The 26,680-nt window shown below is 72.2% G+C and carries 24 protein-coding genes, 1 tRNA gene and 2 pseudogenes; 12 read left to right on the plus strand and 15 right to left on the minus strand.

What is annotated here, in order from left to right; translation table 11 throughout:
- Positions 1–42: 42 nt before the first annotated feature.
- Genes ehuA through ehuB form a run of 4 tightly spaced genes read right to left on the minus strand, consistent with a single transcriptional unit; the run spans position 43 to position 3,014 of the window.
- Positions 43–822, minus strand: coding sequence for an ectoine/hydroxyectoine ABC transporter ATP-binding protein EhuA (ehuA, locus tag ACFWBD_RS36380; protein ID WP_385676751.1), 780 nt, complete (start codon positions 820–822; stop codon positions 43–45).
- Positions 812–1,462 carry an ectoine/hydroxyectoine ABC transporter permease subunit EhuD gene (ehuD, locus tag ACFWBD_RS36385; RefSeq protein WP_355701577.1) on the minus strand — a complete coding sequence of 217 codons (651 nt, stop codon included), beginning with the start codon at positions 1,460–1,462 and terminating at the stop codon, positions 812–814. Before ehuD ends, ehuA begins: the two co-directional genes overlap by 11 nt.
- A complete protein-coding gene (gene ehuC / locus ACFWBD_RS36390; protein ID WP_355701576.1) occupies positions 1,459–2,103 on the minus strand; it encodes an ectoine/hydroxyectoine ABC transporter permease subunit EhuC in 645 nt (214 codons plus the stop codon). The genes ehuD and ehuC overlap by 4 nt, the downstream gene beginning before the upstream one ends.
- On the minus strand, positions 2,100–3,014 hold the full coding sequence (ehuB, locus tag ACFWBD_RS36395; protein WP_385676755.1) for an ectoine/hydroxyectoine ABC transporter substrate-binding protein EhuB: 915 nt from the start codon (positions 3,012–3,014) through the stop codon (positions 2,100–2,102). The genes ehuC and ehuB overlap by 4 nt, the downstream gene beginning before the upstream one ends.
- A gap of 47 nt (positions 3,015–3,061) precedes the next feature.
- Between ehuB and ACFWBD_RS36400 the strand changes: the two are divergent.
- Positions 3,062–3,190 (plus strand): annotated as a pseudogene (locus ACFWBD_RS36400) (DUF3830 family protein); the annotation flags it as partial.
- Positions 3,191–3,212: 22 nt separating this feature from the next.
- Here ACFWBD_RS36400 and ACFWBD_RS36405 read toward each other — a convergent pair.
- Complete coding sequence (locus ACFWBD_RS36405; protein WP_385676758.1) at positions 3,213–4,175, minus strand: D-2-hydroxyacid dehydrogenase; 963 nt, start codon at positions 4,173–4,175, stop codon at positions 3,213–3,215.
- Between the two features lie 186 nt (positions 4,176–4,361).
- Here ACFWBD_RS36405 and ACFWBD_RS36410 point away from each other — a divergent pair.
- From ACFWBD_RS36410 to ACFWBD_RS36420, 3 genes and pseudogenes are all read left to right on the plus strand, one after another.
- Positions 4,362–4,583 (plus strand): annotated as a pseudogene (locus tag ACFWBD_RS36410) (decarboxylase); the annotation flags it as partial.
- The gene (locus ACFWBD_RS36415) at positions 4,580–5,311 is read left to right on the plus strand and encodes a decarboxylase (protein ID WP_385676761.1); all 732 of its coding nucleotides are present in this window, start codon (positions 4,580–4,582) and stop codon (positions 5,309–5,311) included. The pseudogene ACFWBD_RS36410 and the gene ACFWBD_RS36415, both read left to right, overlap by 4 nt.
- 185 nt (positions 5,312–5,496) lie before the next feature.
- A complete protein-coding gene (locus ACFWBD_RS36420) occupies positions 5,497–6,603 on the plus strand; it encodes an LLM class flavin-dependent oxidoreductase (protein ID WP_385676765.1) in 1,107 nt (368 codons plus the stop codon).
- On the opposite strand, the gene ACFWBD_RS36425 is transcribed toward ACFWBD_RS36420, so the two are convergent.
- Positions 6,582–8,417 (minus strand): putative bifunctional diguanylate cyclase/phosphodiesterase, encoded by a 1,836-nt coding sequence (locus tag ACFWBD_RS36425; RefSeq protein WP_385676768.1) that lies wholly within the window; start codon positions 8,415–8,417, stop codon positions 6,582–6,584. The genes ACFWBD_RS36420 and ACFWBD_RS36425 overlap by 22 nt on opposite strands.
- 285 nt (positions 8,418–8,702) lie before the next feature.
- Between ACFWBD_RS36425 and ACFWBD_RS36430 the strand changes: the two genes are divergently transcribed.
- Positions 8,703–10,022, plus strand: a complete 1,320-nt coding sequence (locus ACFWBD_RS36430; protein ID WP_385676771.1) for a M6 family metalloprotease domain-containing protein — start codon at positions 8,703–8,705, stop codon at positions 10,020–10,022.
- Between the two features lie 77 nt (positions 10,023–10,099).
- Here ACFWBD_RS36430 and ACFWBD_RS36435 read toward each other — a convergent pair.
- The 7 genes from ACFWBD_RS36435 to ACFWBD_RS36465 all read right to left on the minus strand — a co-directional run bounded on the left by ACFWBD_RS36435 (position 10,100) and on the right by ACFWBD_RS36465 (position 16,628).
- Positions 10,100–10,173, minus strand: a tRNA-Lys gene (locus tag ACFWBD_RS36435).
- Entirely contained in the window at positions 10,164–10,751 is a 588-nt protein-coding gene (locus ACFWBD_RS36440; protein WP_385676773.1) for a bifunctional DNA primase/polymerase, read from the minus strand. The genes ACFWBD_RS36435 and ACFWBD_RS36440 overlap by 10 nt, the downstream gene beginning before the upstream one ends.
- 205 nt (positions 10,752–10,956) lie before the next feature.
- Positions 10,957–11,325: a hypothetical protein gene (locus tag ACFWBD_RS36445; RefSeq protein ID WP_310435087.1), complete on the minus strand. Its 369-nt coding sequence runs from the start codon at positions 11,323–11,325 to the stop codon at positions 10,957–10,959.
- A 324-nt stretch (positions 11,326–11,649) separates the two neighbouring features.
- On the minus strand, positions 11,650–12,990 hold the full coding sequence (locus ACFWBD_RS36450; RefSeq protein WP_385676776.1) for an AAA family ATPase: 1,341 nt from the start codon (positions 12,988–12,990) through the stop codon (positions 11,650–11,652).
- Positions 12,987–14,612, minus strand: a complete 1,626-nt coding sequence (locus ACFWBD_RS36455) for a hypothetical protein (RefSeq protein WP_385676779.1) — start codon at positions 14,610–14,612, stop codon at positions 12,987–12,989. Before ACFWBD_RS36455 ends, ACFWBD_RS36450 begins: the two co-directional genes overlap by 4 nt.
- The gene (locus tag ACFWBD_RS36460) at positions 14,603–15,724 is read right to left on the minus strand and encodes a hypothetical protein (RefSeq protein ID WP_385676782.1); all 1,122 of its coding nucleotides are present in this window, start codon (positions 15,722–15,724) and stop codon (positions 14,603–14,605) included. Before ACFWBD_RS36460 ends, ACFWBD_RS36455 begins: the two co-directional genes overlap by 10 nt.
- The gene (locus ACFWBD_RS36465) at positions 15,675–16,628 is read right to left on the minus strand and encodes a phosphatase PAP2 family protein (RefSeq protein ID WP_385676785.1); all 954 of its coding nucleotides are present in this window, start codon (positions 16,626–16,628) and stop codon (positions 15,675–15,677) included. The genes ACFWBD_RS36460 and ACFWBD_RS36465 overlap by 50 nt, the downstream gene beginning before the upstream one ends.
- Positions 16,629–16,851: 223 nt before the next feature.
- Here ACFWBD_RS36465 and ACFWBD_RS36470 point away from each other — a divergent pair, with 223 nt between their 5' ends.
- Positions 16,852–17,460: a histidine phosphatase family protein gene (locus tag ACFWBD_RS36470; RefSeq protein WP_385676788.1), complete on the plus strand. Its 609-nt coding sequence runs from the start codon at positions 16,852–16,854 to the stop codon at positions 17,458–17,460.
- Positions 17,461–17,499: 39 nt separating this feature from the next.
- Here the strand turns inward: ACFWBD_RS36470 and ACFWBD_RS36475 are convergent, their stop codons facing one another.
- Positions 17,500–18,957: a hypothetical protein gene (locus ACFWBD_RS36475; RefSeq protein ID WP_385676791.1), complete on the minus strand. Its 1,458-nt coding sequence runs from the start codon at positions 18,955–18,957 to the stop codon at positions 17,500–17,502.
- A gap of 256 nt (positions 18,958–19,213) precedes the next feature.
- Here ACFWBD_RS36475 and ACFWBD_RS36480 point away from each other — a divergent pair, with 256 nt between their 5' ends.
- Positions 19,214–19,603 carry a hypothetical protein gene (locus ACFWBD_RS36480; RefSeq protein ID WP_385676794.1) on the plus strand — a complete coding sequence of 130 codons (390 nt, stop codon included), beginning with the start codon at positions 19,214–19,216 and terminating at the stop codon, positions 19,601–19,603.
- 235 nt (positions 19,604–19,838) lie between these two features.
- Complete coding sequence (locus ACFWBD_RS36485; protein WP_385676797.1) at positions 19,839–20,708, plus strand: spermidine synthase; 870 nt, start codon at positions 19,839–19,841, stop codon at positions 20,706–20,708.
- 33 nt (positions 20,709–20,741) lie between these two features.
- Here ACFWBD_RS36485 and ACFWBD_RS36490 read toward each other — a convergent pair whose 3' ends face one another.
- Positions 20,742–21,275 (minus strand): hypothetical protein, encoded by a 534-nt coding sequence (locus ACFWBD_RS36490; protein WP_385676800.1) that lies wholly within the window; start codon positions 21,273–21,275, stop codon positions 20,742–20,744.
- A 144-nt stretch (positions 21,276–21,419) separates the two neighbouring features.
- Between ACFWBD_RS36490 and ACFWBD_RS36495 the strand changes: the two genes are divergently transcribed.
- The 4 genes from ACFWBD_RS36495 to ACFWBD_RS36510 all read left to right on the plus strand — a co-directional run bounded on the left by ACFWBD_RS36495 (position 21,420) and on the right by ACFWBD_RS36510 (position 26,677).
- Positions 21,420–22,139 carry a response regulator transcription factor gene (locus ACFWBD_RS36495; protein WP_385676803.1) on the plus strand — a complete coding sequence of 240 codons (720 nt, stop codon included), beginning with the start codon at positions 21,420–21,422 and terminating at the stop codon, positions 22,137–22,139.
- Positions 22,136–23,512, plus strand: a complete 1,377-nt coding sequence (locus ACFWBD_RS36500) for a sensor histidine kinase (protein ID WP_385676806.1) — start codon at positions 22,136–22,138, stop codon at positions 23,510–23,512. The genes ACFWBD_RS36495 and ACFWBD_RS36500 overlap by 4 nt, the downstream gene beginning before the upstream one ends.
- Before the next feature lie 162 nt (positions 23,513–23,674).
- Positions 23,675–25,144, plus strand: a complete 1,470-nt coding sequence (locus ACFWBD_RS36505) for a cellulose binding domain-containing protein (RefSeq protein ID WP_385676809.1) — start codon at positions 23,675–23,677, stop codon at positions 25,142–25,144.
- A gap of 216 nt (positions 25,145–25,360) precedes the next feature.
- Entirely contained in the window at positions 25,361–26,677 is a 1,317-nt protein-coding gene (locus tag ACFWBD_RS36510; RefSeq protein WP_385676813.1) for an ABC transporter substrate-binding protein, read from the plus strand.
- The last annotated feature ends 3 nt before the right edge of the window (positions 26,678–26,680 follow it).

A 26,680-nucleotide genomic window follows, 5' to 3' on the forward strand; every position in this document is an offset into this window, starting at 1 on the left:
CCGAAGCCGGGCCCGGCCCGGGGCCGTGGTCGAGAAAGGCGCCTACAGCACCGCGCTCAGGAATTCCCGGGTGCGTTCCTGCTCCGGTGAGCCGAAGATCTGCTCCGGCGGCCCCGCCTCGATGACCCGGCCCGCGTCGAACATCAGGACCTGGTCGGAGATGTCCCGGGCGAAGTTCATCTCGTGCGTCACACAGAGCATCGTGATGTCGGTGGAGCGGGCGATGTCCCTGAGGACGTCGAGGACGCCCGCGACCAGCTCCGGGTCCAGCGCCGAGGTGACCTCGTCGAGAAGCAGGATCTGCGGCCGCATCGCCAGCGCCCGGGCGATCGCGACGCGCTGCTGCTGGCCGCCCGACAGCCGGGACGGCTTCGCGTCGCACTTGTCGGCCAGGCCCACCAGGTCCAGCAGCTCGCGCGCCCGCGCCTCCGCCTCGTCCTTGGACAGGCCGAGCACGGTCACCGGGGCCTCGGTGAGATTTCTGAGCACGCTCATGTTCGGGAACAGGTTGAACTGCTGGAACACCATCCCGATCTTCTTGCGGACCTCGCGGACCTGCTTCTCCGGCGCCGGGAACAGCTGCTGCCCGTCGACGGTGATGGTGCCCTCGTCGGGCTTGGTCAGGGTCATCAGCAGCCGCAGGATCGTGGTCTTGCCGGAACCCGAGGGGCCGATGAGGGTGACGTGCTTGCCGGGCTGCACGGAGAAGTCCAGCTGATCGAGGACGGTGTTGTCCCCGAACCGCTTGGTGACCTGTTCCAGCCGTATCAGCTCGGTGCTCCTGGGGGTCTCGGCGGGCTGCTTGAGAGTGTCAACGGACAAGGCGTCGCTCCAGGGTGCGCATGAGGACGGAGGCGAGATAGGAGATGACGATGAAGGCCACGCCGATCACCGTGAGGGGCTCGGTGAACTGGAAGTGCTCCTGGGAGAAGAGTCGGGCGCGGCCGAGCATCTCCAGCACGGTGATCGCCATCAGCATCGGCGTGTCCTTGAGCATCGAGATGACGTAGTTGCCGAGCGCCGGCACGACCCGGCGGACCGCCTGCGGCAGGATCACCGCACGCCAGGTCCGGGCCTTCGGCAGGTTCAGCGCGGTCGCCGCCTCCCACTGGCCGACGGGCACCGCCTCGATACCGGCCCGGTAGACCTGCATCGTGTACGTCGAGTAGTGCAGCCCGATCGCGACGACCCCGGTGGCCATCGCCGACAGGGTCAGACCCCACTCGGGCAGCACGTAGAAGAGGAAGAACAGCTGCACCAGCAGCGGGGTGTCCCGGACGAACTCGGTCACGATCCCGACCGGCCACTGCACCCACCGCGTGGGCGTCCGCATCAGCAGCGCCCACACCAGACCCAGCGTGAACGAGATCAGCGAGCCGAGGACCAGCGCCTGGAGGGTGACGAGCAGGCCGTCCCAGAACAACGGCATGAAGTCGTGGACCGCGTTCCAGTCCCAGTTCATCGCACACCCGCCTTCAGGTGGTTCTCGAGCCCGCGCATCACCCGGGTGAGCAGGAACGCGATCACGAAGTAGATGAGCAGTACGTAGGTGTAGATCTCCGCGCTCTCCTGCAGCGCCAGGCGGACCAGGTTGCCGCTGAAGGCCAGGTCGCCCATGCCCATGACGGACACCAGGGCGGTGCCCTTGAGGAGTTCGACGAGGAGGTTGGAGAACGGCGGGATCATCTCCGGCACCGCCTGCGGCAGCAGGATCTTGCGCATCCGCTGTCCGGGCGTGAAGCCGAGCGCGATCCCGCCCTCCCGCTGCGCCGGGTCGACGGCCTGGAGGCCGCCGCGCACGATCTCGGCGCCGTACGCGCCGTACGTCAGCCCGAGCGCGAGGGTGCCCGCCCACATCGGCACCAGCTGCCAGCCGAACGCGGGCGGCAGCACGAAGAACACCCAGAAGATCATGACGAGCGCCGAGGTCCCGCGGAACACCTCGGTGTAGAAGCCCGCGAGGAAGCGGACGATCCACAGCCGATGCGTACGCGCGATCCCGACGAGGAAGGAGACGGCAGCGCCCAGCAGGGCGCTGAACACCAGCAGTTGAACGGTCGCCCAGATCCCCCTGAGGACGAGTTCCCAGAGTCCCGAGGTCATCCGCCGCACAGCTCCTTCGCGGTCAGGTCGGTCATCTCGGCCTCGGTGAACCCGAAGGGCCGCAGGATGCGGAACAGCTCCCCGCTCTTCTTCAGCTTCCGCAGCTCGACGTTGAAGGCGTCCCGCAGTTTCGTCTCGGTCGGCCGGAACGCGAAGGCGCCCCCGTCGACATGCGGCTTGCCGCCGACCAGCGGGGCGAACGGCTTCGTCGCCTCGGCCTTGGCGGACTTCTTGACGACCTCACGGGCGGTGAGCGCCGTACCGGCGAACACGTCGACCCGCCCCGCCTCGACGGCGTTCAGCCCGGCGACCTGGTCCGGCACGATCAGGATGTCGTCCTGCTCGTACCCCGCCTCGACGGCGTACTGGATCTCGGCGTACCCGGTCCCGGTGGCGAACTTCGCGCCCTTCTCCACCACGTCCCTGTAGGAGTGCAACCCCTTCGGGTTCCCCTTGCGGACGATGAAGGCGTCCAGCATCTGATAGTCCGGGTCGGCGAATATCACCTGCTCGCAGCGGTCGGGATTGACGTACATCCCGGCGGCCACGACATCGAACTGCTGGGAGCCGAGCCCCGGAATGAGCGACCCGAACTCGGTGGGCACGGGCTGCACCTTGTCGACGCCGAGCCGCTTGAATATCGCTTTCGCCAACTCGGGTGCCTCACCCGTCAACCGACCGTCCCTGTCGATGTATCCGAAGGGAATCTCACCGGCTATCCCGAGCCGTACGACACCCTGCGCGCGGAGTCTCTCCAACAGGTCGCCGCCGGGCGCGGTCGACGCCGTCGCCACCCGTGAGCAGCCCGTGACGCCCAGCGTGCCGAGCGCCGCCACCCCCGCGAGCAGCGATCGGCGGGAGGTTCCGGTTGTGGGTGTGCGATGACTGAGTTGTCTGGTCGGTGGAGCCATGGCGGCGCGGCTACCCAGGACCACCCGACGTATGCACCATGGATCCCATGGCTGCCGACCGCCATCTCGAGGTCTCCCTGGTGAAGCGCGGAATCCACTGCACGGCAAAACTGCTGGTGGACCGCGCCCCGGTCACCTGCGACGCCGTCTGGAACGCCCTGCCCCTCGCCGGCGACCACCCGCCGAAGGCCGGGGACGTCAGTGTCCGGGCACGTATCCGCGCTGCTTGTCGACCACGTTCTTCAGCGGCCGGCCCGCCGCCCACCGCTCGAACAGCTCCACGAACTGCGCGCCGAGCTCGTCCCGCCAGCCGACCGTGTCGCCGCTCATGTGGGGCGAGATCAGCAGCCCCGGGACCCGCCACAACGGGCTGTCGGCGGCGAGGGGTTCGGCGGTGAGGACGTCCAGGGCCGCGCCCGCGATCCACCGCCGCTCCAGGGCCCGCACCAGCGCGTCCTCGACGACCAGCGGCCCGCGGCCGACGTTCACGAACCGGGCGGAGGGCTGCATCACCCCGAACCGCCGGGTGTCGAACATGCCGCGCGTCTCCTCGGTGAGCGGGGCGGCCGCGATCACCCAGTCGGCGCGGGCGAGGAGCCGGTCCAGGTCCTGGGGTCCGTGGATGCCGGTGCGCGGGACGCGGCCGACGACGGCCGTGGTCATGCCGAGCGCCTTCAGGGTGCGGGCGACCGCCCGTCCGATCGGGCCCGACCCGACGACCACGGCCCGGGTCCCGGCGACCCGCGTGCCCTCCCGGTGCCGCCACTCGCCCCGCCGCTGAAGCTCCCAGCTGCGCGGCAGATCCTTCGCCATCGCCAGGACCAGCGCGGCGACGTACTCGGCGATCGGCTCGTCGAAGATCCCGCGGGCGTTCGTCACCACCGTGTCCGAGGCGGCGAGCTCGGGGCACAGCAGGTGGTCCACGCCCGCGCTCGCCGTGTGCACCCAGCCCGGCCGCGGTCCCTCGCCGGGCCAGGCGTCGCGCACCGCCCGCGAGGCGAAGTCCCAGACCAGCAGGACGTCCGCCTCGGGCAGCCGTGCGGCGAGGGAGGCCTCGTCGGTGTGCAGCACCCGGGCCCGCCCGGTGAGGCGCCCGAGCCGGGGGAGGGGATCGGAGTCCAGCACGAGAAGCGTGGGCAGAGCAGCGGGGACCACGGCCATCCGGTGCCCCCTCCGTCCGTGACCAAGTGCCTGACGTGCGCGGATTGACCACGTTCGCACCCGAACCTACCGTCGTCAACACGGCCGTTCGTACGGCTCGTTGCGCACCCTGTCTCCCCGTCAGGGCGGTGCCCGCAATGGACGTCACCTTTCTCGGCGGCCCCCGCGCGCAGCGCGGCATCGGTGTCCGAACTGCGCCTACCGGTGATCTCGGCCAACCAGGTGACCATGTGGGCGGCGTTGCGCCGACTGGGTACCCGGGCGGTGGGACCGTATCAAGCGCTGCTGGACCCTTCAGCGCGCGTGTGGCCCCCCGGGCTGTCGGACACCCGGGTACCGCGGGAACTCCCCGTGCCGCAGGAACCCCCGGTCCTGCCGGAAGAAGAGCAGCAGGAAGGCTGGACATGACCGCACTCGGTTTCCTCTACCCGGGCCACTCGGCCGAGGACGACTACCCCCGCATCGAGCAGCTCCTGGGCAGTGACATCCGCTTGGACGTGTTCCACACGGACATCGGTGAGGACGCGCACCGGGTCGACGCGCTGCGGCAGATGGGTACGCCGGAGCGGCTGGCGAAGGGCGTCGAGCAGCTGCGGCTGGCCGGCGCCGAGGCGATCGTGTGGGCCTGCACCAGCGGCGGCTTCGTGCACGGCTGGGAGGGCGCCCAGGAGCAGGTGCGCGCGCTGGCCACGACCGCCGGTATGGCGGCCTCCTCCACCTCCTTCGCCTTCGTGCACGCGGCCCGGGAGATCGGCGCCGGGCGGGTCGCCGTCGGGGCGACGTACCCGGACGACGTGGCGGCACTGTTCGCCGGGTTCCTGCGGGCGGGCGGCGTGGAGGTGACCGGCGTCCACAGCGCCGGGATCGTCACGGCGTCCGAGGTCGGGGCCTGGGGCGAGGCCGAGGTGTTCGCCCTCGCCCGGGCGGCCGACACGCCCGAAGCGGCGGCGGTCCTGCTGCCCGACACCGCCCTGCACACGGCCGCGTTCCTCCCCGCCCTGGAGAAGGAGCTGGGCAAGCCGGTCCTCACCGCCAACCAGGTCACGGTCTGGGAGGCCCTACGCCTCACCGACCGCCGGGTGAACGCCCCGGGCCTGGGCACCCTCTTCACCCGGGAACCGATCGTGCAGGTCTGACCGGCCGGTCTCCCCGGTCGCCGGTCGCGCCGACCGGGAATAAACGGGGACAGCCTCCTGTTATTCGCCCGAGGACTGAGGACAGTGCACGGCCGACAAGCAGGAGGACCCCCGTGGCGGCGGACGAGACGGCGAATGGTGTGACAGCGAATGGTGTGACGACGAGTGGTGTGACAGCGAATGGTGTGACGACGAGTGGTGTGACGGTGGCGGACGAGATCCGGGGGGCGGCCCGGGGGAGTGCGCCGGTTCCCCTCTCCGTGCTGGACCTGGTCACCGTCGGCTCCGGTCACACCGCCACCGACGCCCTGCGCACCAGCGTCGAGCTCGCGCGGTTCACCGAGTCGCGCGGCTTCCACCGCTACTGGGTCGCCGAGCACCACTCGATGCCGGGCGTCGCCTCCTCCTCGCCCGCGGTGATCCTCGCCCACCTCGCCGCCCACACCGACCGCATCCGGCTCGGCTCGGGCGGCGTGATGTTGCCCAACCACGCGCCCCTGGTCATCGCCGAGCAGTTCGGCACCCTGGAGGCGCTGGCCCCCCGCCGTATCGACCTCGGCCTCGGCCGCGCCCCGGGCACGGACGGCGCCACCGCCGCCGCCCTGCGCCGCACCGCCACCCTGCACGAGGGCGCCGACGACTTCCCCGAGCAGCTCGCCGAGCTCACCCGCTTCCTGGACGACGACTTTCCCGACGGCCACCGCTACCGCCGTATCCACGCGATCCCCGGCCCGGTCCAGGGCACGTCCCCCGGCGGAGTGCAGTCGCCGCACCGGCCGCCCGTCTGGCTGCTCGGCTCCTCCGGCTTCAGCGCCCGGCTGGCCGGTGTGCTCGGTCTGCCCTTCGCCTTCGCGCACCACTTCTCGGCGCAGAACACCGTCCCGGCCCTCGACCTGTACCGGGAGTCCTTCCGGGCGTCCGAGGCACTCGCCGAGCCCTACGCGCTGATCGGCGTCTCCGTGCTCGCCGTCGACGACGAGCGGGAGGCCCGCCGCCAGATCCTGGCCACCGGCCTCAACATGATCCGGCTGCGTGGCGGCCGTCCCGGCCTGTTCCCCTCCCCGGAGGAGACGGAGGCGCACGAATTCAGTGCGCTGGAACGGGAGTTCGTCGACTCCTGGGGCGCGAACATCATCCACGGCACGGCCGACGAGGTCCGTTCCGGCCTCGACGACCTCCACAAGCGCACCGGCGCCGACGAGTTGATGCTCACCAGCCACGCCCACCGCGGCGAGCTGCGCCTGCGCTCCTACGAACTCGTCGCGGACGCCTACGGGTTGCCGACGGCGTAGGTCTCGGTCCCCAGCAGCTCGGAGATACGATCCGGCGACACCGGACGGGAGTACAGCCACCCCTGCCCGGTGTCGCAGCCGATGCTGCGCAGCCGGGTCGCCTGCGCGGAGGTCTCCACGCACTCGGCGGTGACGGTCAGCCCCAGCCGGTGGGCGAGGTCGATCATCGCCTCGACGACGACCTGGTCGGCCGGGTTCGGCGGGGAGCCGGCGCCCTCGTACTGGAAGCCGCGCACGAAGGACCCGTCCAGCTTCAGCACCGAAACCGGCAGCCGGCTCAGGTAGGCGAGGTTGGAGTAGCCGGTGCCGAAGTCGTCGATGGCGATGCCCACGCCCATGTCGCTGAGCGCCTGGAGCGCCTGGAGCGGCCGCCCCGCCGAGCCCATCACGGCCGACTCGGTGAGCTCCAGCTGGAGCAGGTGCGGCGCGAGCCCGGTCTCGGCGAGGATCTCCGCCACATCCGCCACCAGATCGGAGTCCCACACCTGACGCACCGCCACGTTGACGCTGACGAACAGCGGCGGATCGTCCGGATTGTCCAGCTGCCACTGCCGTGCCTGCCGGCAGGCGGTGGCCAGAACCCATCGGCCGAGCGGCACGATCGAACCGTCCTCCTCGGCCAGTGCGACGAACCGATTCGGCGACAGCGGCCCGAACCGGGGGTGATCCCAGCGCACCAGCGCCTCCACACCGCGCAGCCGGCCGTCCGACATGCCGACCAGTGGCTGGTAGTCGAGGCGGAACTCGCCGCGCTCGATGGCGGGACGGAGCGTGGAGGCCAGCGCCTGCCGGGTCATCAGATGCGCGTTGCGCTCGGGGTCGAACAGCGTCCAGCGGTCCTTGCCGTCCACCTTCGCCCAGTACAGGGTCGTGTCGGCGGCCTGCATCAGACCGGTCGCCGTGGTGCCGGCCGCGTGCCGCTCCACGACCCCGATCGACGCGGAGACGTTCAGCCGGTGCCCGGCCAGGTCGAAGGGGGCCTGGAGTGCCTTGAGCACGGACTCTGCGAGGTCGGCGAGCTGCTCGGTGCCGGTGGAGTCCTCGACCAGCAGCGCGAACTCGTCGCCGCCCAGCCGGGCCACCAGCGGCACGCTCGGCCGGGTCCGCCCCGCCTGCTCGGCGCACTCCGTCAGCCGTTCGGCGACGGCGGCCAGCAGCAGGTCGCCGACCCGGTGACCGAGGGTGTCGTTGACCGCCTTGAAGCCGTCCAGGTCCAGGTAGCACAGGCCGATCCGGCCGGTCCCGCTCTGCTCGTACGCCTCCGCCTCCAGCGCGGCGGACACCCGCTCGAAGAACAGCGTCCGGTTGGGCAGCCGGGTCACCGGGTCGTGCATCTGGAGATGCCGCAGTCTTGCCTGGAGGTCACGGTGAGCGCTGACGTCGGCGACCGACAGCAGCACGCCGGGCGTGTCGGGCTCGAGGGGCGAGACGGTGACCTGCGCCCACAGCGAGCGCCCGTCGGGCTGCTTCAGGCGCCGGGTGCAGCGCAGTTTCGCCTGACGGCCGCGCAGTACCTCGCGGTAGGCGTGCCAGGTGCGCGCGTCGGAGGTCAGGTCCAGCAGGTCGGAGGCGACCCGTCCGACCAGGCCCGTGCTTCCGCCGCCGAGCAGCGCGTCGAGCGCGTCGTTGGCGTCGACGATGCGGCCCTCGCCGTCGACCACGGCCATGGCGAGGGGCGCCGCCGCGAAGACGGAACGGTAGGCCGGTGGTCGGTTGACCAGGAGCCCGCTTTCCGTACTGTCGATGTCACTCTCTGTGACGGCTGACCGGTCGAGGTCTGCCGCGGGCGTCGGCCCTTCGGACGTTCCGCTCACCGCTCGCTCCCGCAGTGCACTCGATCGCTGTCCGTGCAGGAAAGTCTGCCGATCATAGTGGCTGCCCCCGGACCCGCGCAGCCACTGCCCAGTGTCCCCGAACAACCCGCCTTTCTGACAGATCGATTCTGCCCGCACCTGGCCCGGTTCTGTGGGGGGACGACCGCTTGTGACGTTCCGTGAGAATTCCGGGGGTGTCGAGGTGATGCCCGATTTCCGCCTCCTCACTCGTCTGGGGCAGGCAAACAGGGCGTAGTACGACAAATTCACACAGGCTGGGTGGCGGTGTCCCGTGAACCGCCTCCGGAGGTCCCTGTGCCGCGACTGCCGCGACGTGTGCGACCGCTTCCGCGCCCCCGACTGCGCAGCACCGCGGCCGTGTTCACCACCCTTTCGGCGCTGGTCGCGAACTCGCTCGTCGGCGGCCCCTCGGTCGCCGAGCCGTTCTCGCCCGCGCCGTGCGCCCTGACCCGCACCACGGCCCACCACTCGGAGGGCGTGGACACCTGGAACACCGCCTACCCCCGGCCGACCCGTTCCCTCGACGCGGTGATGGTCTTCCTGTCCTTCCCGGACCGGTTCCCGACGACCTCCCCCGACGAACTGGCCGCCGACCACTTCCCGGCCACCAGCCGCTTCTTCCGGCAGGCGTCGTACGGGAAGTTCGCCCTGCGCGCGCATCCGCTGAAGCGCTGGATCCGCATGCCGAAGCCGTCCACCGCGTACGCCATACAGCGCGACTGGAACGCCGACAGCCGGGCCGCCTACCTGCACGACGCGCTGGCCGCCGCCGACCCCCACGTGGACTTCTCCCGCTACGACGTCGTCTACTTCGTGGCCGACCCGGACGCGCCGGGCGTCGACTCGGACGCCACGAAGGTCGTCAACCTGGACACCCCGCTGAACGCCGACGGCAAGGACATCCGCCGGGTGGTCACGGTCTTCGAGCAGCACCCCCCGGACCGTCTCGTCCTCGCCCACGAGACCGGCCACGTCTTCGACCTGCCCGACCTCTACCACCGCCCCTCCGACGGCAAGGGCGACTGGGACACCTACGTCGGTGACTGGGACCTGATGGGCAGCCAGTTCGGCCTCGCCCCGGACCTGTTCGCCTGGCACAAGTGGAAACTGGGCTGGCTGGAAGAGCGCCAGGTGGTGTGCGTACGGGGGCCGGGGCCCACCCGGCTGACCCTGGAACCGCTGAGCGCCGGACCCGGCGTGCCGGTCCCCCGTGCCTCCGGAGCGCCGGCCTTCGGACTCGGCAACGGGCCCAAGCTCGCCGTGGTGCGCACCGGTCCCGACAGCGCGCTCGCCTTCGAGGCGCGCGGCCCGGCGGGCAACGACCGGGCGGCCTGCCGCACCGGCGTCCTCGTCTACCGCGTCAGCAGCGGCGCCCGGTCCGGCCGGGGCCCGGTCGAGGTGATCGACGCCCACCCGCGCACCGAGGCCTGCTGGGAGAACTCCGTCTACCCGCCCCTCGCGGACGCCCCGGTCGCCCTCGGCGAGAGCTTCACGGTGCCGGGCAACGGCGTACGGGTGGACGTGGAGGGGCGCACGGTGTCGGGGGAGTGGACGGTGAAGATCACGCCGGGGACGAAGCTGTGACCCCTGGACCGCCCCGGAGGCGACCCGTCCAGGCATGCGAAAGGCCCCCCGCTTTCGCGAGGGGCCTCTGCCGTCTGTGCGCCGCCAGGGACTCGAACCCCGGACCCGCTGATTAAGAGTCAGCTGCTCTAACCAACTGAGCTAGCGGCGCCTGCTGACGTCGTAGACCTTAGCATCCTGATCCTGGGGAGGAGAAATCGAAATCCGCACGGTCGAACGGGCCGCCCGGACGGCCGCCCACAGCAGGATCTCCGGGCCCGGCAGCCAGGGACGACGGGTGTCCGGGGCGACCATCCAGCGCGTCGACGCGCCGTCCCGGGCGGGGGTGAGCGCGGGCACGGTCACCGCGTCGCCCGTGCCGTGGCACAGCAGCGGCGGCACCGTCGCGGTACGGCCGTCCCGGCGGCCTTCGGCGCTCCACTCCTCCCACTCCAGCAGTGAGGGCAGCCGCTGGGCCGTGCCCGGCGCCGCGAACAGCAGCGTCCGTCCGCGGAAAGCGGCCACCGGCCCGGTGCCCGGCCCCTCGCCCCACAGCCGGTCGAGCATCAGCCGACCGAACATCGCCGGCGCGCTGACGATGTCGAACGCCGAGCCGCAGGGCAGCACCACCGGGGCCTGCGGCCGCTCCTCCCAGAAGGCGAGCGTGCTGCGCGGATACGTCCCGGCGGAGGCCAGCCAGGCGGCGCCGTCCGGGGTGACGCCGATGGGTTCGTCGCATGCGCTGCTCATACCTCCAGGTCTACCGGGGGTGAGCGGACGATCTCACAGGGTTGCGGGAAACCGGGACGGGAGGGCAGGGAGAGGAGTATCTTGCCCGCCCGGCATATGCCAGGCGGGCAGGTCGGGCCCGAAGCGGATGATGTGGCCGATGTGCCGATGTGCCGATGTGCCGACGTGGCCGACGTGCCGACGTGGCCGACGTGCCGAGCGGCGCTCACACGGGGTCGGCGTGTCCCCGCCCCTCGGTGTCGCCCCGCAGCAGATCCCGGCCGAACTCGACCATCTTCTTCGCGTAGTCCTCGGTCCACTCGGCCCGCTCGCCGATGTCCGCCGGGGTCAGCCGGTCGAAGCGGCGCGGATCGGCGAGCTGTGCCGCCGCCATGGCCTGGAACTCCACCGCCCGGTCGGCGGCCGCACGGAACGCGAGCGTCAGCTCCGTCGCCCGCGTGAGCAACGCGGCCGGATCGTCTATCGACTCCAGGTCGAAGAAGTGCTCCGGATCACCGGCCGCCTCGGCGGGCTCGAAGAGCAGGGGCGCGGGGCGTAGCCGCGGTTCGTTCCGACGCGGCGTGGGCTCCGCCATGTCTTCTCCTCCTCGTACGGTTCGGATGGTTCCGCAGGCGGACAGCACCGGCGGAGTGGACCACCCTCCATTGTCCCCCGACAGCGCAAGAGGCCCTCGGGTCCGCACTCTCAAGGTTCCCGGCAGCCCCGATGTTCCCGTCGGGTCGGGACTCCCGGGTCCCCGATGTTCCCGCCGGATCAGGGCTTCCAGGCCACCCGGTGTTCCGCGAGGTGGGACAGCACCGCGTGGTTCGCCTCCCAGCCGTCCGGGCTGTGTTCGTCGGCCGCCGTCGGCGGCGTTCCGGCCTCCGGCCGGCGGAAGGCGGGTGGGCGGGTGCCGAGGTCAAGGTCTCCACGGCACCCGGTGTTCCGCGAGGTGGGACAGCACCGCGTGGTTCGCCTCCCAGCCGTCCGGGAACTTCACGAGGGTTCCCAGCTGGACCGGTTCCGTCGACGGGTAGGCGTCCAGGAGGTCGCTCACGCCTGCCCGGCACACCACCACGCACGCGTGCCGGTGCCGGGAGGCCAGGACGCACAGGCGGCCCGTCTCCAGGTGGAAGGCGGTGGCGTCGGGGCGGCCGGAGAGCGGGTGGAGGATCACCGTGACGTCGAACTCCATGCCCTGGAGCCGGTTCGCCGTGTCAACGGTCACGTCCGGGACGCCCAGCTCCGTCAGCGCCGCCCGCACCGCCGCCGCCTGGTCGCGGTGGGCCGTGCCGACGGCGACCCGGTCGGCGGTCAGCGGGGTCGGGTCGGGGGAGAGCTCCGAAGTGGCCGCGCCGCCCCGGTCCAGCAGCCGCCGGACGACCGTCGCGACGGCCCGTACCGCCTCGGGGTCGGTCCGGGGCGTGTGCCGGGCGGGCAGCTCCAGCAGGCCCCAGCCCGACTCCGCCGCCTCGTCGATCACCCGGTCCGTGCCGGAGCCGTCCGGGGGCACGGCGAAGGACAGGCGCCGGTCGCCGTGCCCGGTCCCGCTGCGGAACGGGGTGAACGGGTAGAACGCGTCGGAGACCAGGGGCGCCGCCGACGCCGGAAGCCGCCAGGACACCGGCAGCCGGTGCTGCGGCAGCTCGGGGTTGTGCGCGAGCAGGGTGCTCACGGCCGAGGCCGACGGATCGTACGACAGGCCCGCCCACTGCTCGCCGCCCACGATCGAGAACGGGTCCAGCTGCCCCGGGTCGCCCACGAACAGCGCCCGCTCGAACAGCCCGGCCACGGCCAGCAGCCCGTCCGACCGCATCTGGTACGCCTCGTCCACGATCGCGTGCCGCCACGGCTCGTCGACCTTCACATGCGCCCACTTGGCGGCCGTGGAGATCACCACCGGCAGACCCGCCAGCTCCGCCGCCTTCGCCGACTTCCGTACGTTCGGCAGCTCGTCCAGCACCTTGTCGTACGGGTCGGCGTCGCTGCTGTGCAGCCGGCCCACCGGCAGCTCGGGGTTCTTCACGGCGAGCCGCGCGACCAGATCGTCGACCTGCGCGTTGGTCTGCGCGACCACCATCAACGGCCGCCCCGCGTCGGCGAGTTCCAGGGCCGCGCGGACGACGAGTGTGGACTTGCCGGCGCCGGGCGGCGAGTCGACGACCACCCCGCGCGCGGTGCCGTGCAGCGTGTCGCGCAGGATCGCGTCGGTGGCGCGAGTGGCGGCGGTACCGGGGTCGAAAGCGGCCTCGGTGGTCACAGCACATCCTCCCGGGTGACGGAATCGGGGACTTCGGGCGCCTGCTCGCCCGGCGGGCCGCCGTGCGTCCACGGTGTGTCCTCCGGGTCGGGAAGCTTCGCGCCGCCGCGCTGCTCGTGCTCGAAGAGCGTGAAGCACAGCCGGTCGCCCTTCTCGGGCACGGAGCCCACCTCGGGCTCCTTGCCCCGGCCCATCTTGTCGACGATCCGCAGCACCAGCAGGACGTCACCGGTGTCGCCGTCCTCGCCGTGCCCGTCGTCCTCGCCGTCCCGCCGCACGAACTCGGCAGCCTGGGGCTTTCCGCCCAGCGACCGGAACACCTTCGCCCGCTCCCCGAGGTGCGGCCGGTCGTCCGTCCGTACGGTGACCAGCGGGCGTGGGCTCGGCCGCTTGCTCTCGCTGTACGCCATGACCACGTCGACGACCTCGCCCGCGAACGCCTCCCCGGCCAGCCGCCGCCCCGCCATCACCAGCGGGTCGTCGAGCGCCTCCTGCGCCTCCAGCCGGGCCTGTTCGCGCTCGCGGGTGGCGAGCTTGTTGGCGGCGGTGACCGCGTCGTCGCGCCGCGGCTGCGGGGGCTCACCGGCGACGACCCGGTCGCGGTGGCCGGTGAACGACCAGCGGTCGCGCGTCCACCGCTCCTCGGCGTGCGCGCCCTCCGGCAGCGCCCGCAGCAGGTCCAGGCCCTCCCACACCGCGTTCCAGGTGGGCAGCGTCCGGCTCTTCACCAGCTCGCGGATCTCCTGCTCGGCCGCGGTGAGGGCGCCCAGCCGGTCATCGGCCTGGAGGCCGTCCTCGGCGGCGGCCAGGGCGGTACGCGCCCGGTCGTAGCGCTCGAAGGCCGGGGCGAGCAGCTTGTTGTCGAACGCCGGGTCGGTCGCCGGACCGGCCGGCGGGCACAACAGCTGTCCGGCGGCGTCCCGGGCGAGTTCCGCGCGCAGCGCCGCCGCCGCGCCCGTCCCGCCCGGCGGCGGGGCGATCCAGGCGAGCTGTGCCCCCAGGTGCTGGTCCTCCAGGCTGGACTGCCCGGTCGCCCAGTGCCGGCCCAGCATCTCCGTCATCGCCATGAGCAGCGAGGAGCCGGGCACCCGGGACCGCTCCCCGAAGTGGGTCAGCCACCGCCCGAGCAGCGGCACGTGCGGGGGCGCGGGATACGGCGTCTCCGGGTCCTGCTCCGCCGTGCGCCTGAAGCGCATGGAGCGGCCCAGGAGGCGCACGAAGTCGACGCCCGCGCGGCTCGGGACGATCAGCTGGGGCGCGTCGGCGCACAGCTCGACCTCGACCTTGACGCGTTTTCCGGTCTCCGGGTCGGTCTCGCTGCGCTCGGCGGCCTCCACGACGTCGGCGTAGGAGTCCAGGTACGGCAGGACGACGTCGGCCAGTTCGGCGAGGAACGCGAACCTCAGGTCGCGGTCGCGCGGCTGCGGTACGACGAGCAGCCGCGGCGCGTCCCGGTCGGTGCCGACCAGCGCGCCCAGCGGGGCACCGGCCTCACCGGCCGTGGTCAGCGGCACGAAGACCAGCGGCCGTTCGGAGAGGCGCCGGTGCCGGACGGTGGCGGTGGGCTGGGCGCGGCCGGTGGTGACGGCCTCGAGGCGGGCGAGGGTGGTGATCAGTGACACATCGGCCCCAGGGCGTCGGCGCGCAGTCGTGCGGCCCGGCGCAAAGCGGCCACCGCAGGATCCCGTGGATCGCCGCTGTCGCCGCGCGCCGCCGCCAGGACGTCCTCGACGGTGGTGAGGCCGCCCAGTTCGGCCCGCACGGAACGGCCCAGGGCGGTGACCGCGCCGGCCTCGCGGGACCGCTCACGGCAGTGGAACGCCAGCTCGCAGGCGGCCAGGCACTCGGGCGCGTACGTCGCCGGGACCGCCTCGACGGCCGCCGTGAGCCGCTCGGCGGGCAGCTCGGGGGAGAAACAGGTGCCTTCGGGGAGAGCGTCGGCGATGTCCTGGATGCGGGTGAGGCGGGCCAGCTGGCGGCTGGTGACCGCGCGCTGCTTGCGCACGTCCACGGCGGAGGCGGTGGGCAGGTTGGAGAAGTCCTTGGGGCAGACCAGGAGCACGCGGTGGCGCACGCGCGGGGCCGGGTCGAGCCGGGCGGCGACCGCCTCGAGGGCGAGCACGTACACGGCGGCCTGCCGGGCGGCGGCGCCGACCTTCGCCGGGTCCGCCGAGCCGTCCAGCATCGGGAAGGACTTGATCTCCACGACCGTCCAGCTGCCGTCCGGGTGCACCACCACCGCGTCCGGCTCCAGGAAGGCGGGGGAGCCCGCGACGTCGAGCGCGATCATCGGATGGTCCAGGAACGTCCACGTGCCCCTCGCCCCGGTGGCCTCGCGCAGCGCCAGCGCGGTGCGCGCGGTGCGGCCCTCGGGGCCGATCGCGGACAGGTCGGGCAGAGCCGCGTCGGCGGGTGGCGCGGCCCCGGGGTCCAGCCGCTCGTGCACCAGCCGCAGCAGCTCCGCGCCGCCGTCCGCCTTCACCTTCGCCTCGAACGCGTTGCCGCGCGTGAGGGCGAACTGGGACTGCCCGAAGGCCGAGGGCGAGCCCAGCGCGTCCGCCAGCGTCGCCTTGTCCACCCCGGCGCCGTCGAGGATCGCGCGCCGCTCGCAGCCCGGGTTGGCCGCCAGTGCCGCGAGGGCACGGGCGTCCAGCGCCTTGGCCGGTACGTCGGGGCCGCGCAGCTCAGCGAGCCGCTGCCGGAGCGCCGTCCCCCGCGTCCGAGGGGGAGGCACCCGGCTCGGCTCCGGGGCCGAACCGTGACTCGCGCTGCCGTGGAATTCGCTCACCCGTCGAAGTCTGGCATCCGCCACTGACAATCGAGGACGATGTGCTCGCAGAGGCCGCCGCGACCAGCGGGACACGGTCCGCGAACCACGCCCGGGCGCGGTCCGCGCCGCGCATCGCCAACGGTGTCAGCAGCAGGCCGACGCCCATCACCGCCGCGCCCGCGACCGCGTCGAGGAAGTAGTGGTTGGCGGTGCCCATCACCACGAGCGTCGTCACCAGCGGGTAGACGACACCGGCCGTCTTCGCCGTACGCGTGCCGCCGTGGCGCCACAGCATGACACCGCACCACAGGGCCCAGCCGACGTGCAGACTGGGCATGGCCGCGTACTGGTTGGTCATGCCGCCCATGCCGCGCGGCGCGCTCGCCTCGCCGCCCCACCAGCCGTACGAGCTGTACTGGGCCATGGTGTCCACGAAGCCGTGGCCGGCCGACAGCAGCCGGGGCGGGCAGGTGGGCAGCAGCGTGAAGCCTATGAGGCCCATGAACGTGGACGTCATCAGCCAGGTGCGGGCCGCCCGGTAGTGCCGGGCCCCTGACCGGAACAGCCAGACCAGGATCACGGGCGTCACCAGGTAGTGCAGCGACGCGTACCAGAAGTCGGCCGGCACGCCGATCCACGCCTGGGTCCTGAACAGCCGGTTCAGCGGGTGCTCGGCGTTGATGTGCAGGAACTTCTCGATGCGCAGGATCGCCAGACCGTGGTCGACGGCGGTCGTCACATCGCCCCGCGCGAGCAGTCGGCCCGCGGAGTAGCACGCGTACACCAGCAGGAGCAGGGGCAGCTCGGTCCACCAGCGCAGCCGTGTCCGCGGGGCCGCCTCGGTGCCTGGTGTCTCGGTCTGCGGCATCCGATCGCCTCCCCCTTCTGGTCGCTGTCTCGTGGCTGCTGTGCCGGTGGCACGGGACGGGCCACTTTACGGCGCATGTGCGCGCCCTTTGTGGGCGCCCCGGCTCTCAAAGACGCTGAGATCGCCCATCGGGTTGCCCCTGATCAGGGTGAGCGATGATGGAAGGCATCCGCCCCTGATTTCTCCCCTGATCCCTCTCAGGGTCTCCCCGGAAAGGTCCCCCATGGCACCGCGCATCCTGCTGGCCCGGCACGGACAGACGGAGTGGTCGCTGTCCGGCAAGCACACCGGCAGGACCGATGTGCCGCTCCTGGAGGAGGGCCGCCGGGGGGCCGAGCTGCTCGGCGAGCGGCTGCACCGGACGCCGTACGACGGCCTGACGGACGTGGAGATACGCACCAGCCCGCTGGCACGCGCGCGGGAGACGTGCGAGCTCGCCGGCTTCGGTGAGCGGGCCACCACCTGGGACACCCTCATGGAGTGGCACTACGGCGCCTACGAGGGCATGACCCCCGCCGAGATCCAGGCCACCCGGCCCGGCTGGCTCATCTGGCGCGACGGCGTCCCCGAGGGCGAGACCCTCGCCGAGGTGACCGCCCGCGCGGACGAGGCGGTCGCCTGGGCCCGCTCGGCCGACCGGGACGTGCTGGTCTTCGCCCACGGGCACATCCTCCGGTCCATCGGGGCACGCTGGCTGGGTCTGCCGCTGGACTTCGCGGCCCGGATACGTCTGAACCCGACGTCGCTCTCGGTCCTGGGCTGGGCCTACGGCGAACCGGCGATCGAGAGCTGGAACGATCTCGGGCACCTCGGGCACCTCGGGCAGCCGTAGGCGGTCGCGGTCACCGCGCGCGGTTCCGGGGACCTGGTCTCACACCATCCGCGGTGTCGAGGCGTGCCGCTCCAGGAACGTGGACACGCCCCCCGCCCGCCGGTGCGGCAGCAACACCCTGGCCGTTCCCGCCAGCATCGTCTGGATCCGGGACGACTGGACCTGGTCCAGCAGGTCCAGGACCCGCATCCCGGCCGTCGCCGCCTCGTCGGGACGGCCCCCGCGCGCGAGGTCGTCCGCCAGCTCGGCCGTGTACAGCGCGATGTTCCGGGAGAAGTGCGGGTCCTGGAGGTCCGCCGCCCGCTTGGCGTGCCGGGCCGCGCGCGGCCAGTCGCCGAGGGTCGACCAGCACTGTGCCTCGAGCCCCTCGAGCTCGGCCTCGCCGTAGAAGCTCATCCACTCGGGGTCGCTGTCGCAGGGACCCCGGTCGTAGAGGGCCTGCGCGCGGACGAGGGCCTGCGCGCAGCCGGTGTGGTCGGCGAGCCCTGCCCAGCCGCCCGCCTCGCGCAGCGCCAGCAGCGACATCAGGCGGGGTGAGCCCAGGGGGCGGGCGACGCGCTGGGCGGCCTGGGCGGCGCGGACGGCCTCACGGGGCCGGCCCGCGTCCCGGGCGAGGAACGCCGTGTTGCAGAAGGCGTGCGCCTCCAGTCCCTGGTCCCCGGTCATCCGGGCGGTCGCCAGCGCCTCCGCGTAGTGCGAGCGCGCGTCGTCGAACCGGCCCGAGTCGTGTGCCAGCCAGCCCACCGAGATGGCGAGCTCACCGGCGCCCGAGTGGAGCCGGTCGGCGGTCGCCTGCCGGGCCGTCCCGGCGTCCAGCAGCGCGAAGGCGGCGCGCAGCGGGGCGGCCGCGCGCCGGTAGAGGCCGTCGGCCCCGTGCCGGTCGTCCAGCAGCCGGATCCTGCGGACCGCTTCTTCGAGGGCGCCGGCCTCGCTCGCTCCCGCGCGGCGCACGGGACGATCCGTCGACGCGTCGTGGGCGAGCCCGAGGGGGCCCAGCGTGGCGGCCGCCATCGTGGCGCCTCCGCCGGTCATGAATGCGCGACGCAGCACGTCGCTCTCCTCGTGGTCGTGGTGCTTGTCGTACGGGTCCTGCGTGTCATACGGCTCGTGCGCCCCACCCGTCTCAGCCGTGTTCCGCTCGTCACTGGTAGTGCGCTCCGGTCTCGTGGTGTGCGCGCAGGGCGCGTCTTCAGGGGTTCGCGCCCCTCGTCCGCGCACGGACGCGCGGGGCGCGAACCCCAGGTCGGTGAGCGTGCGGCCGGGGAACATGTGCAGGAACACCCGCTCGTACGCGTAGTTGGGGCAGCGGATCTCGCCCGCCTCGACGCGCCCGATGTAGCGCGCGTCACAGCTGACGCACTCGCCGATCTCGCGCGCGGCCCGCCGCACGAGTGCGGCGAACTCGGCGGGTGAGCGATGTCCGCGCAGGTGGCGGAAGGCGAGGTTGGGCCGTGCCGGCCGGTCGGGCCGAGGTGGGGTCACCGGTGACGACGCCATGGCCGGGTCCTCTCGTGCGAACCGTCGAACCATGCCGGAATAGGGATGAGTTGTCCGTGTGGCACCCTTGTTCCCGGCGGGCAAGAACGTACCTGCTGTGGTCGGGCCGCCATGCGGTGTTTGGCTACAAACCGGATATCTCATCCACGATCTGCCATGAACTGCCATCCTTTGCGGCGGACTTCCGCCGTAGCCCTTGACGCCGTCAGGCGTTGAGCCTTGCGGACTACAGGCGGGCTGCGCGGTGGAGGCCGGGATGGAGACCAGCCAGAGCAACGTTTCTTCTATGACAGCGGTGGCGGCGTGCGACCTGGTGACGGTGCCGACCCGTCAGGGGTTGGAGGCGGTCGACATCCTGCGAAGGGCGTCGACGGGGGACGGGGTGGGGCCCGTCCTGCACGACGACGGCGACGACACGCTCGGCTTCGTGGTGCCGGCCGGGACGGCGGCGGCATGGGACATGCCGGGCAGTACCTGCACGGAGACCGACGGCAGGGGACTGCGACTCGACCCCGAGCCGCCGGTCGGGGGCTCGGGCTGGCTGGTGCCCCCCGGCGAGGCGGACCTCGCGACGGATCCGGCGGTGCTGCGGCGGGCGTTGGGCGAGGCGGCCCGGCTGATCGAGGCGGCGGACAGCTGCCGGTGAGGGCGCCTGCGGTGTGACCGGCGCGGGACCCGGCTGTGCGCGGGCACCGAGCCCACGCGCGCGTGCTCGTCGGCTCCGTGCGCGCTTGCCTGTCAGCTCCGTGCGCGCGTGCCCGTCGGCTTCGGGACCGCTGTCCGGTCTCTGCCCAGCCCCAGCCCGCCCGCTGTCAGGCCCCTGTCCGCCCCCTGTTCGGTCGGGCGCGCGGGGAGCGCCCGCGGCCTGCGAAAATGCTGTCATGGCAAAGTCCAGGAACAACCGGCGCGAGCGGGACGCCGACGCCGCCGTCGTCGAGCCCGTCGACGGCGGGCTCGCCCAGCTCATACCCGACCGGGACCGGGCGCGGGCCTGGACGCTGCTCATCGACGGAGCCCCCCAGTCGCATGTCGACCTGGAGGATCCCGCCTACCTCTCCTTCGAGTACCAGCGGCGCCTCGGTCATGTCATCGACCTCGTCGCACCGCCCGGCAAGCCCCTGCACGTCGTGCATCTCGGCGGCGGCGCGTTCACCCTCGCCCGGTATGTCGCCGCGACCCGCCCCCGCTCCACCCAGCAGGTCGTCGAACGGGACGCGGCCCTCGTCCAACTGGTGCGCCGAGAGCTGCCGCTGGACCCGGGGGCGCGTATCAGGGTGAGGTCGGTCGACGCACGTGAGGGCCTCGCCAAGGTGCCCGACGGGTGGGCGGATCTCGTCCTGGCGGACGTGTTCAGCGGCGCCCGGACCCCCGCCCACCTCACCTCGACCGAGTTCCTCGACGAGGTCCGCAGAGCGCTCAAGCCCGGCGGGACCTACGCCGCCAACCTCGCCGACGGCCCGCCGCTCGCGCACCTGCGCGGCCAGATCGCCACCGCTGCCGCCCGGTTCCCGGAACTCGCGCTGGTGGCGGACCCCACCGTGCTGCGCGGCAAACGGTTCGGCAACGCCGTACTCGCCGCCTCCGACCTGCCGCTGCCGACCGCCGAACTGACCCGCCGGGCCGCTTCCGACCCGCACCCCGGCCGGGTCGAGCACGGCAGGGCGCTCACCGACTTCACCGGCGGCGCGGCACCGGTCGTGGACGCGTCGGCGGTGGCGTCACCGGCCCCGCCGCCCTCGGTCTTCCGCTAGGCCGGTCCGTCGGCCGGCCGGAGGTCCCGGGCGTCAGTAAGTGCCCACCTCCACCCGGGGCGGCCCGTCGTGCCAGGTGCAGAACACCGACACCCGGTCCGCTCCGGAGCTGAACTCCACCCGGATCCACGACTCCGTCTTCCACACCTGCATCGACCAGCCCGCGCCCGGCGTCGCCGAGACCAGCGACGCGGAGACCTCGCCCAGGTCGAAGACGACCAGCCCGCCGTCGGTGTCGTAGCTCTTGACCGTGCCTCGGGACGTGCTCCGGGGCGTCTTGGAGGCGCTGGGGGAGGGGCCGGCGGCCGCCGCCGTCCGAGAGGGGGCCGGGGTCGCCGGGGTCCGGCTCGGGGTCGGGGACGCGCTCCGCGACGCGGGCGGGCCGCTGGTCGGCGAGGCCGGCGGCGTCGACTCCCGCGTGATCGCGTCGCCCGCGGTGAGCGGCAGGGCGCGCGGCGGGTCGTAGGCCGTGCCCGTCATCACCGTGTGGACACCCCACCACGACAGCGTGACCGCCGCGCCCGTGGCGAGCGACCAGGCCAGTACGTGTACGAGTCCTCTGCGCATCGCGGGCCATCTTGCCCCACGCGCCTCACCCGTGCCGCACGGATGTCCCCACGGCCGCGCACGGTCGCCTCACCGGTCGTCCACAGGGGCCGAGTTGTCCACAGGCCCGAATGACGTCCGTCCGCATGGCGTAGGTTGCGGCGCATGGCAAGTGTGCTCGTGGTCGAGGACGACCAGTTCGTACGCTCGGCGCTCATCCGGCAGCTGACCGACGCCTCGCACCTCGTGCGCAGCGTCGGTACGGCACTGGAGGCGCTGCGCGAGGTCGCCCACTTCCGCTTCGACGTGGTCATTCTCGACCTCGGGCTGCCCGATCTGGACGGCTCCGAGGCCCTGAAGATGCTGCGCGGCATCACGGACGTGCCGGTCATCATCGCCACCGCGCGCGACGACGAGACGGAGATCGTCCGGCTGCTGAACGCGGGCGCGGACGACTACCTGACCAAGCCGTTCTCGGTGGAGCATCTGTCGGCGCGGATGGCGGCCGTGCTGCGGCGGGCCCGGTCCGGTGCCGCGGAGGCCTCGCCCTCCAGCGTCCTTCGCGTCGGCGGTCTGACCGTCGACCCGTTGCGCCGCCAGGCCGAGCTGGACGGAGGACGGCTCGACCTCACCCGCCGCGAGTTCGACCTGCTGGCCTTTCTCGCGGGCCGGCCGGGGGTCGTGGTCCCGCGCAGGGAACTGCTGGCCGAGGTGTGGCAGCAGTCCTACGGCGACGACCAGACCATCGACGTCCATCTGTCCTGGCTGCGCCGCAAGCTGGGCGAGACGGCGGCACGGCCGCGCTATCTGCACACCCTGCGGGGCGTCGGCGTGAAGCTGGAGCCGCCCGCCTGCGACTCCGGGGGGACGGGACCGGTCGGATGAGATGGGCACTGGTGAAGGTCTGCCTGGCGGTCACCACGATGGTCGTGATCGCCTTCGCCGTCCCGCTCGGTCTCGTCATCAAGGAGATGGCCCGCGACCGCGCGTTCTCCAACGCCGAGCGGGAGGCCGCGGTCGTGGTCCCGGCGCTGTCCATCACGACCGACCGCGACCAGTTGGAGCGGGTCGTCGCCTCGGCGGGCTCCGACGACGGCATGGCGGTGCACCTGCCGGCGAGCGACGGCCGGGCCGCCGTCGACCTCGGCCGGCAGCGCGCCGCGGACGCGGACATCGCGGCCGTACGGAAGCTGGGCCGCGCCTCCACCACCGGGGTCCCCGGAGGCTCCGCACTGCTCCAGCCGGTCGCGCTGAGCCTGGGGACCGTGGTGATCGAGGTGTACGTCCCCGAGTCCGAGGTGAGCAACGGCGTCGGCACGGCCTGGGCGGTGCTGGCGGCGGTCGGGGCCGCGCTGGTCGTCGGCTCGGTCGCCGTCGCCGACCGGCTGGGCGTCCGCATGGTGCAGCCGGCGAGACGGCTGGTCGAGGGGGCGCACGAGCTGGGGGAGGGCAAGCTCGGGGCGCGAGTGCCCGAGGAGGGTCCGAACGAACTACGCCTCGCGGCGGTGGCGTTCAACTCGATGGCGGATCAGGTGGTCCAACTGCTGGCCAACGAACGGGAGCTGGCGGCGGACCTGTCCCACCGGCTGCGGACCCCGCTGACCGTGCTGCGGCTCAACGCGGCCTCGCTGGGCGAGTCCGCGGCCGCCGAGCAGACGAGGACCGCCGTCGCCCAGCTGGAGGGCGAGGTGGACACGATCATCCGGACGGCGCGGGAGGCCAAGCCGCAGACGGCGGCCGCCGGTCCGGGCGCGGGCTGCGACGCGGCGGAGGTGGTCAGGGAGCGGATGGCGTTCTGGTCGGCGCTCGCGGAGGACGAGGGCCGCAAGGTGCGCACGGCCGGCGTGGACCGCCCGGTCCGCATACCCGTGGCCCGTACCGACCTCGCCGCCGCCCTGGACGCCCTGCTCGGCAACGTCTTCCGGCACACCCCGGAGGGCACGGCCTTCGCGGTCGACGTCCACAACGGCGAGGACGCGGTGATCGTCCTCGTCTCGGACGCGGGCCCGGGCATCCGCGACCCCGAGGCGGCGATGGCGCGCGGCCGGGGATCGGGCGCCGCGGGCTCGACCGGCCTCGGCCTGGACATCGTCCGCCGGCTCGCCGAGTCGACGGGCGGTGACGTCCGCATCGGCTCCTCGGTGCTGGGCGGCACCGAGGTGCGGCTCTGGATCCAGCTGGACGGGCGGGAGCCGGTGCGCAGGGGCCACCGGGGCGCTGTCCGCAGACGGCGACGGGCGGTCGTCGGCCGCTCCTGAGGGGCGAATCGGTCTCGACCTTTAACCGCCCCCGATGTGTTCCTTAAGCGCTCCCTAAGAACCTCAACAGCCTTCCCTGTCAGGCGTTTTGCCCGCTTCGGGCTCGCTAGCGTGCTGCCGCACCCCCTCGGGATCCCCGTGAGCAGTGAAGGCAGGCACGTGATGAGCACGCATCGGCGCAGGATCAGTGGCAGGAACAAGATGATCGGCGGTGCGGTCGCCGCGGCCGTGGTGGGCGGCGGAGCCGTTCTGCTCGGAGGCACCGCGCAGGCGGCCGGGGTCGGGGCGGCCTACACCAGGACCAGCGACTGGTCGACGGGGTACACCGCGCAGTACGTCGTGACGAACAACAGCGGTCAGGTGAAGGCGGCCTGGAAGCTCGAGTTCGATCTGCCGGCCGGGGCGAAGCTGAGCTCCCTGTGGAACGGGGAGTCCGCCGTCAGCGGGCGGCATGTCACCGTCTCGCCGCCCAGGTGGGACACCGACGGGCTCGCCGTCGGGGAATCCGTCACCGTCGGCTTCGTCGTCAACGGCCAAGCGGATCCCGCCGGTTGCCTCGTGGACGGCGCCAAGTGCTCCGCCGACGACGGCGCCACGCCCGAGCCGAGCGGCCGACCGACAACGACCGCGAGTCCCACCACGGCCCCGAGCCCGACCGCCACCTCCTCGCCCTCCTCTTCCGCGGCCCCCTCCTCTCCCGCGCCGAGCACCAGCGCGAGCACCGGTACCGGCACCACCGCCTCCGCCGGGTTCGCCCCCTACGTCGACACCTCCCTCTACCCCGCCTTCGATCTCCTGGCGAGCGTGAGCGCGACCGGGGTGAAGGACTACAACCTCGCGTTCGTCACCGACGGCGGCGGCTGCACGCCCAAGTGGGGCGGGGTGGGCGACCTCGCGACCGACGGCGTGGCCGCGCAGATCGGGGCCCTGCGGGCCAAGGGCGGTGATGTCCGGGTCTCCTTCGGCGGCGCCTCCGGCTCCGAGCTGGCGACGACCTGCTCCTCGGCGGGCGCGCTGGCGGCGGCGTACGGGAAGGCGGTGGACGCCTATCGGCTCACCAAGGTGGACTTCGACATCGAGGGCGGCGCGCTGCCCGACACCGCGGCCAACACCCGCCGCGCCCAGGCGATCGCCAAGCTCCAGCAGCAGCACCCGGACCTGAACGTGTCGTTCACCCTCCCCGTCATGCCCGAGGGGCTGACGCAGGACGGCGTGAACCTGCTGGCCGGCGCCAGATCGGCCGACGTGAGGATCGACACCGTCAACATCATGGCGATGGACTACGGGCCGGCGTACAGCGGCGACATGGGGACCTACGCCGAGCAGGCCGCCACCGCCACCCAGGCGCAGGTCAGGAGCGTCCTCGGGCTCAGCGACAGCGCGGCCTGGAAAGTGGTCGGAGTCACTCCGATGATCGGTGTGAACGACGTCACGTCCGAGATCTTCAAGGTCGACGACGCCGCCCAGCTCGTCGCCTTCGCCAAGGCCAAGGGGCTCGGCCCGCTGTCGATGTGGTCGGCCACCCGGGACAAGCAGTGCGCGGGCGGGGCCGAGAACTACGCGGACGCGACGTGCAGCTCGATCGTCCAGTCCGACTCCGCCTTCTCGAAGGCGTTCGCCGCCTACAAGTGACCAATCGGATGATCAAGAGGGAGAGCGGGAAAACGATCAGGTAAGTGATCAAGGTGTGTCGATTACGTTTCGACAAATGAGGCCAGCGGCTCTTGACGCATGACCGGACATACGGCTGTTATTGCGCCACCCCGTGTTCGGTCAAGTTGTTTTCTGGTCGATTGCGACCGGCTTTCAGCCACTCCCCGTGGCCGAACTTCGCGTCAGGAGCCGTTCATGCACCACTTCTCCCCCTCTGGCCGCCTCGCTCTCCCCTCCCCGACCCGCCGCACCCTCCTGCGCGGTATGGGCGGCGCGGCCGTGCTCGGCGCCGGCATACCCCTGCTGTCGGCCTGCGGCGGCAGCGGCACCGCGGCCGACCCGAAGACCGTCACCCTGGGCTCCAACGCCTCCGACGCCGTCCCGAAGAAGGCCTTCGCGGAGATCTACGCGGCCTTCAAGAAGCAGTCCGGGATCACGGTCGACGTGAACACCAAGGACCACAACACGTTCCAGGAGCAGATCAACTCCTACCTCCAGGGCACCCCGGACGACGTGTTCAACTGGTTCGCCGGCTACCGCATGCAGTTCTTCGCGGCCAAGAAGCTCGCCACCCCGATCGACGACGTGTGGGAGAAGATCGGCGGCGACTTCCCCGACGCGATGAAGGCGCTCAGCAAGGGCGAGGACGGCAAGTACTACTTCGTGCCGCTTTACACGTACCCCTGGGCGCTCTTCTACCGCAAGAGCGTCTTCCAGCAGCACGGCTACACCGTCCCCACCACCTGGGACCAGCTCGTCGCCCTGTGCAAGCAGATGAAGAAGGACGGCCTCGTGCCCATAGCCTTCGGCGACAAGGACGCCTGGCCCGCGCTCGGCACCTTCGACCAGATCAACTTCCGCACCAACGGCTACGACTTCCACGTCGAGCTGATGGCCGGCAAGGCCTCCTGGACCGACGCGAAGGTCCGAAAGACCTTCGACCACTGGGCCGAGCTCCTCCCGTACCACCAGGACGGCGCCGTCGGCCGTACCTGGCAGGACGCCGCCCAGACCCTCGTCTCCAAGAAGGCCGGCATGTATCTGCTGGGCACCTTCGTCGCGCAGCAGTTCACGAACCAGGCCGACGCCGACGACCTCGACTTCTTCGCCTTCCCGGAGATCGACCCGGCCTACGGCCAGGACACCGTCGAGGCGCCCACCGACGGCTTCATGCTCTCCAAGGCCCCGAAGAGCAAGGCCTCCGCCGTCAAGCTCCTGGAGTACCTGGGCACCCCGGAGGCCGAGGCGACCTACCTCAAGGCCGACCCGAGCGTCGTCGCCGCCTCCTCGAAGGCCGACACCTCCTCGTACACCGCCCTGCAGAAGAAGGCGTACGAGATGATCAGCGGCGCCAAGCACCTCACGCAGTTCATGGACCGCGACAGCCGGCCCGACTTCACGTCCACGGTGATGCAGCCCGCGCTCCAGAAGTTCGTCCGCGACCCCAAGGGGATCGACAGCCTGCTGACGTCCATCGAGCGTCAGAAGAAGACGATCTTCGCGTCCGGCTGAGAC

Source organism: Streptomyces sp. NPDC060002 (assembly GCF_042737245.1).
Classification (GTDB): Bacteria; Actinomycetota; Actinomycetes; order Streptomycetales; family Streptomycetaceae; genus Streptomyces.

Coding starts and splice junctions, on each gene's coding strand:
- ehuD (WP_355701577.1), bottom strand. CDS start 1,462: ATGAACTGGGACTGGAACGCGGTCCACGACTTCATGCCGTTGTTCTGG.
- ehuC (WP_355701576.1), bottom strand. CDS start 2,103: ATGACCTCGGGACTCTGGGAACTCGTCCTCAGGGGGATCTGGGCGACC.
- ehuB (WP_385676755.1), bottom strand. CDS start 3,014: ATGGCTCCACCGACCAGACAACTCAGTCATCGCACACCCACAACCGGA.
- ACFWBD_RS36405 (WP_385676758.1), bottom strand. CDS start 4,175: ATGGCCGTGGTCCCCGCTGCTCTGCCCACGCTTCTCGTGCTGGACTCC.
- ACFWBD_RS36415 (WP_385676761.1), top strand. CDS start 4,580: ATGACCGCACTCGGTTTCCTCTACCCGGGCCACTCGGCCGAGGACGAC.
- ACFWBD_RS36440 (WP_385676773.1), bottom strand. CDS start 10,751: ATGAGCAGCGCATGCGACGAACCCATCGGCGTCACCCCGGACGGCGCC.
- ACFWBD_RS36445 (WP_310435087.1), bottom strand. CDS start 11,325: ATGGCGGAGCCCACGCCGCGTCGGAACGAACCGCGGCTACGCCCCGCG.
- ACFWBD_RS36465 (WP_385676785.1), bottom strand. CDS start 16,628: ATGCCGCAGACCGAGACACCAGGCACCGAGGCGGCCCCGCGGACACGG.
- ACFWBD_RS36470 (WP_385676788.1), top strand. CDS start 16,852: ATGGCACCGCGCATCCTGCTGGCCCGGCACGGACAGACGGAGTGGTCG.
- ACFWBD_RS36475 (WP_385676791.1), bottom strand. CDS start 18,957: ATGGCGTCGTCACCGGTGACCCCACCTCGGCCCGACCGGCCGGCACGG.
- ACFWBD_RS36480 (WP_385676794.1), top strand. CDS start 19,214: ATGGAGACCAGCCAGAGCAACGTTTCTTCTATGACAGCGGTGGCGGCG.
- ACFWBD_RS36485 (WP_385676797.1), top strand. CDS start 19,839: ATGGCAAAGTCCAGGAACAACCGGCGCGAGCGGGACGCCGACGCCGCC.
- ACFWBD_RS36490 (WP_385676800.1), bottom strand. CDS start 21,275: ATGCGCAGAGGACTCGTACACGTACTGGCCTGGTCGCTCGCCACGGGC.
- ACFWBD_RS36495 (WP_385676803.1), top strand. CDS start 21,420: ATGGCAAGTGTGCTCGTGGTCGAGGACGACCAGTTCGTACGCTCGGCG.
- ACFWBD_RS36500 (WP_385676806.1), top strand. CDS start 22,136: ATGAGATGGGCACTGGTGAAGGTCTGCCTGGCGGTCACCACGATGGTC.
- ACFWBD_RS36505 (WP_385676809.1), top strand. CDS start 23,675: ATGAGCACGCATCGGCGCAGGATCAGTGGCAGGAACAAGATGATCGGC.
- ACFWBD_RS36510 (WP_385676813.1), top strand. CDS start 25,361: ATGCACCACTTCTCCCCCTCTGGCCGCCTCGCTCTCCCCTCCCCGACC.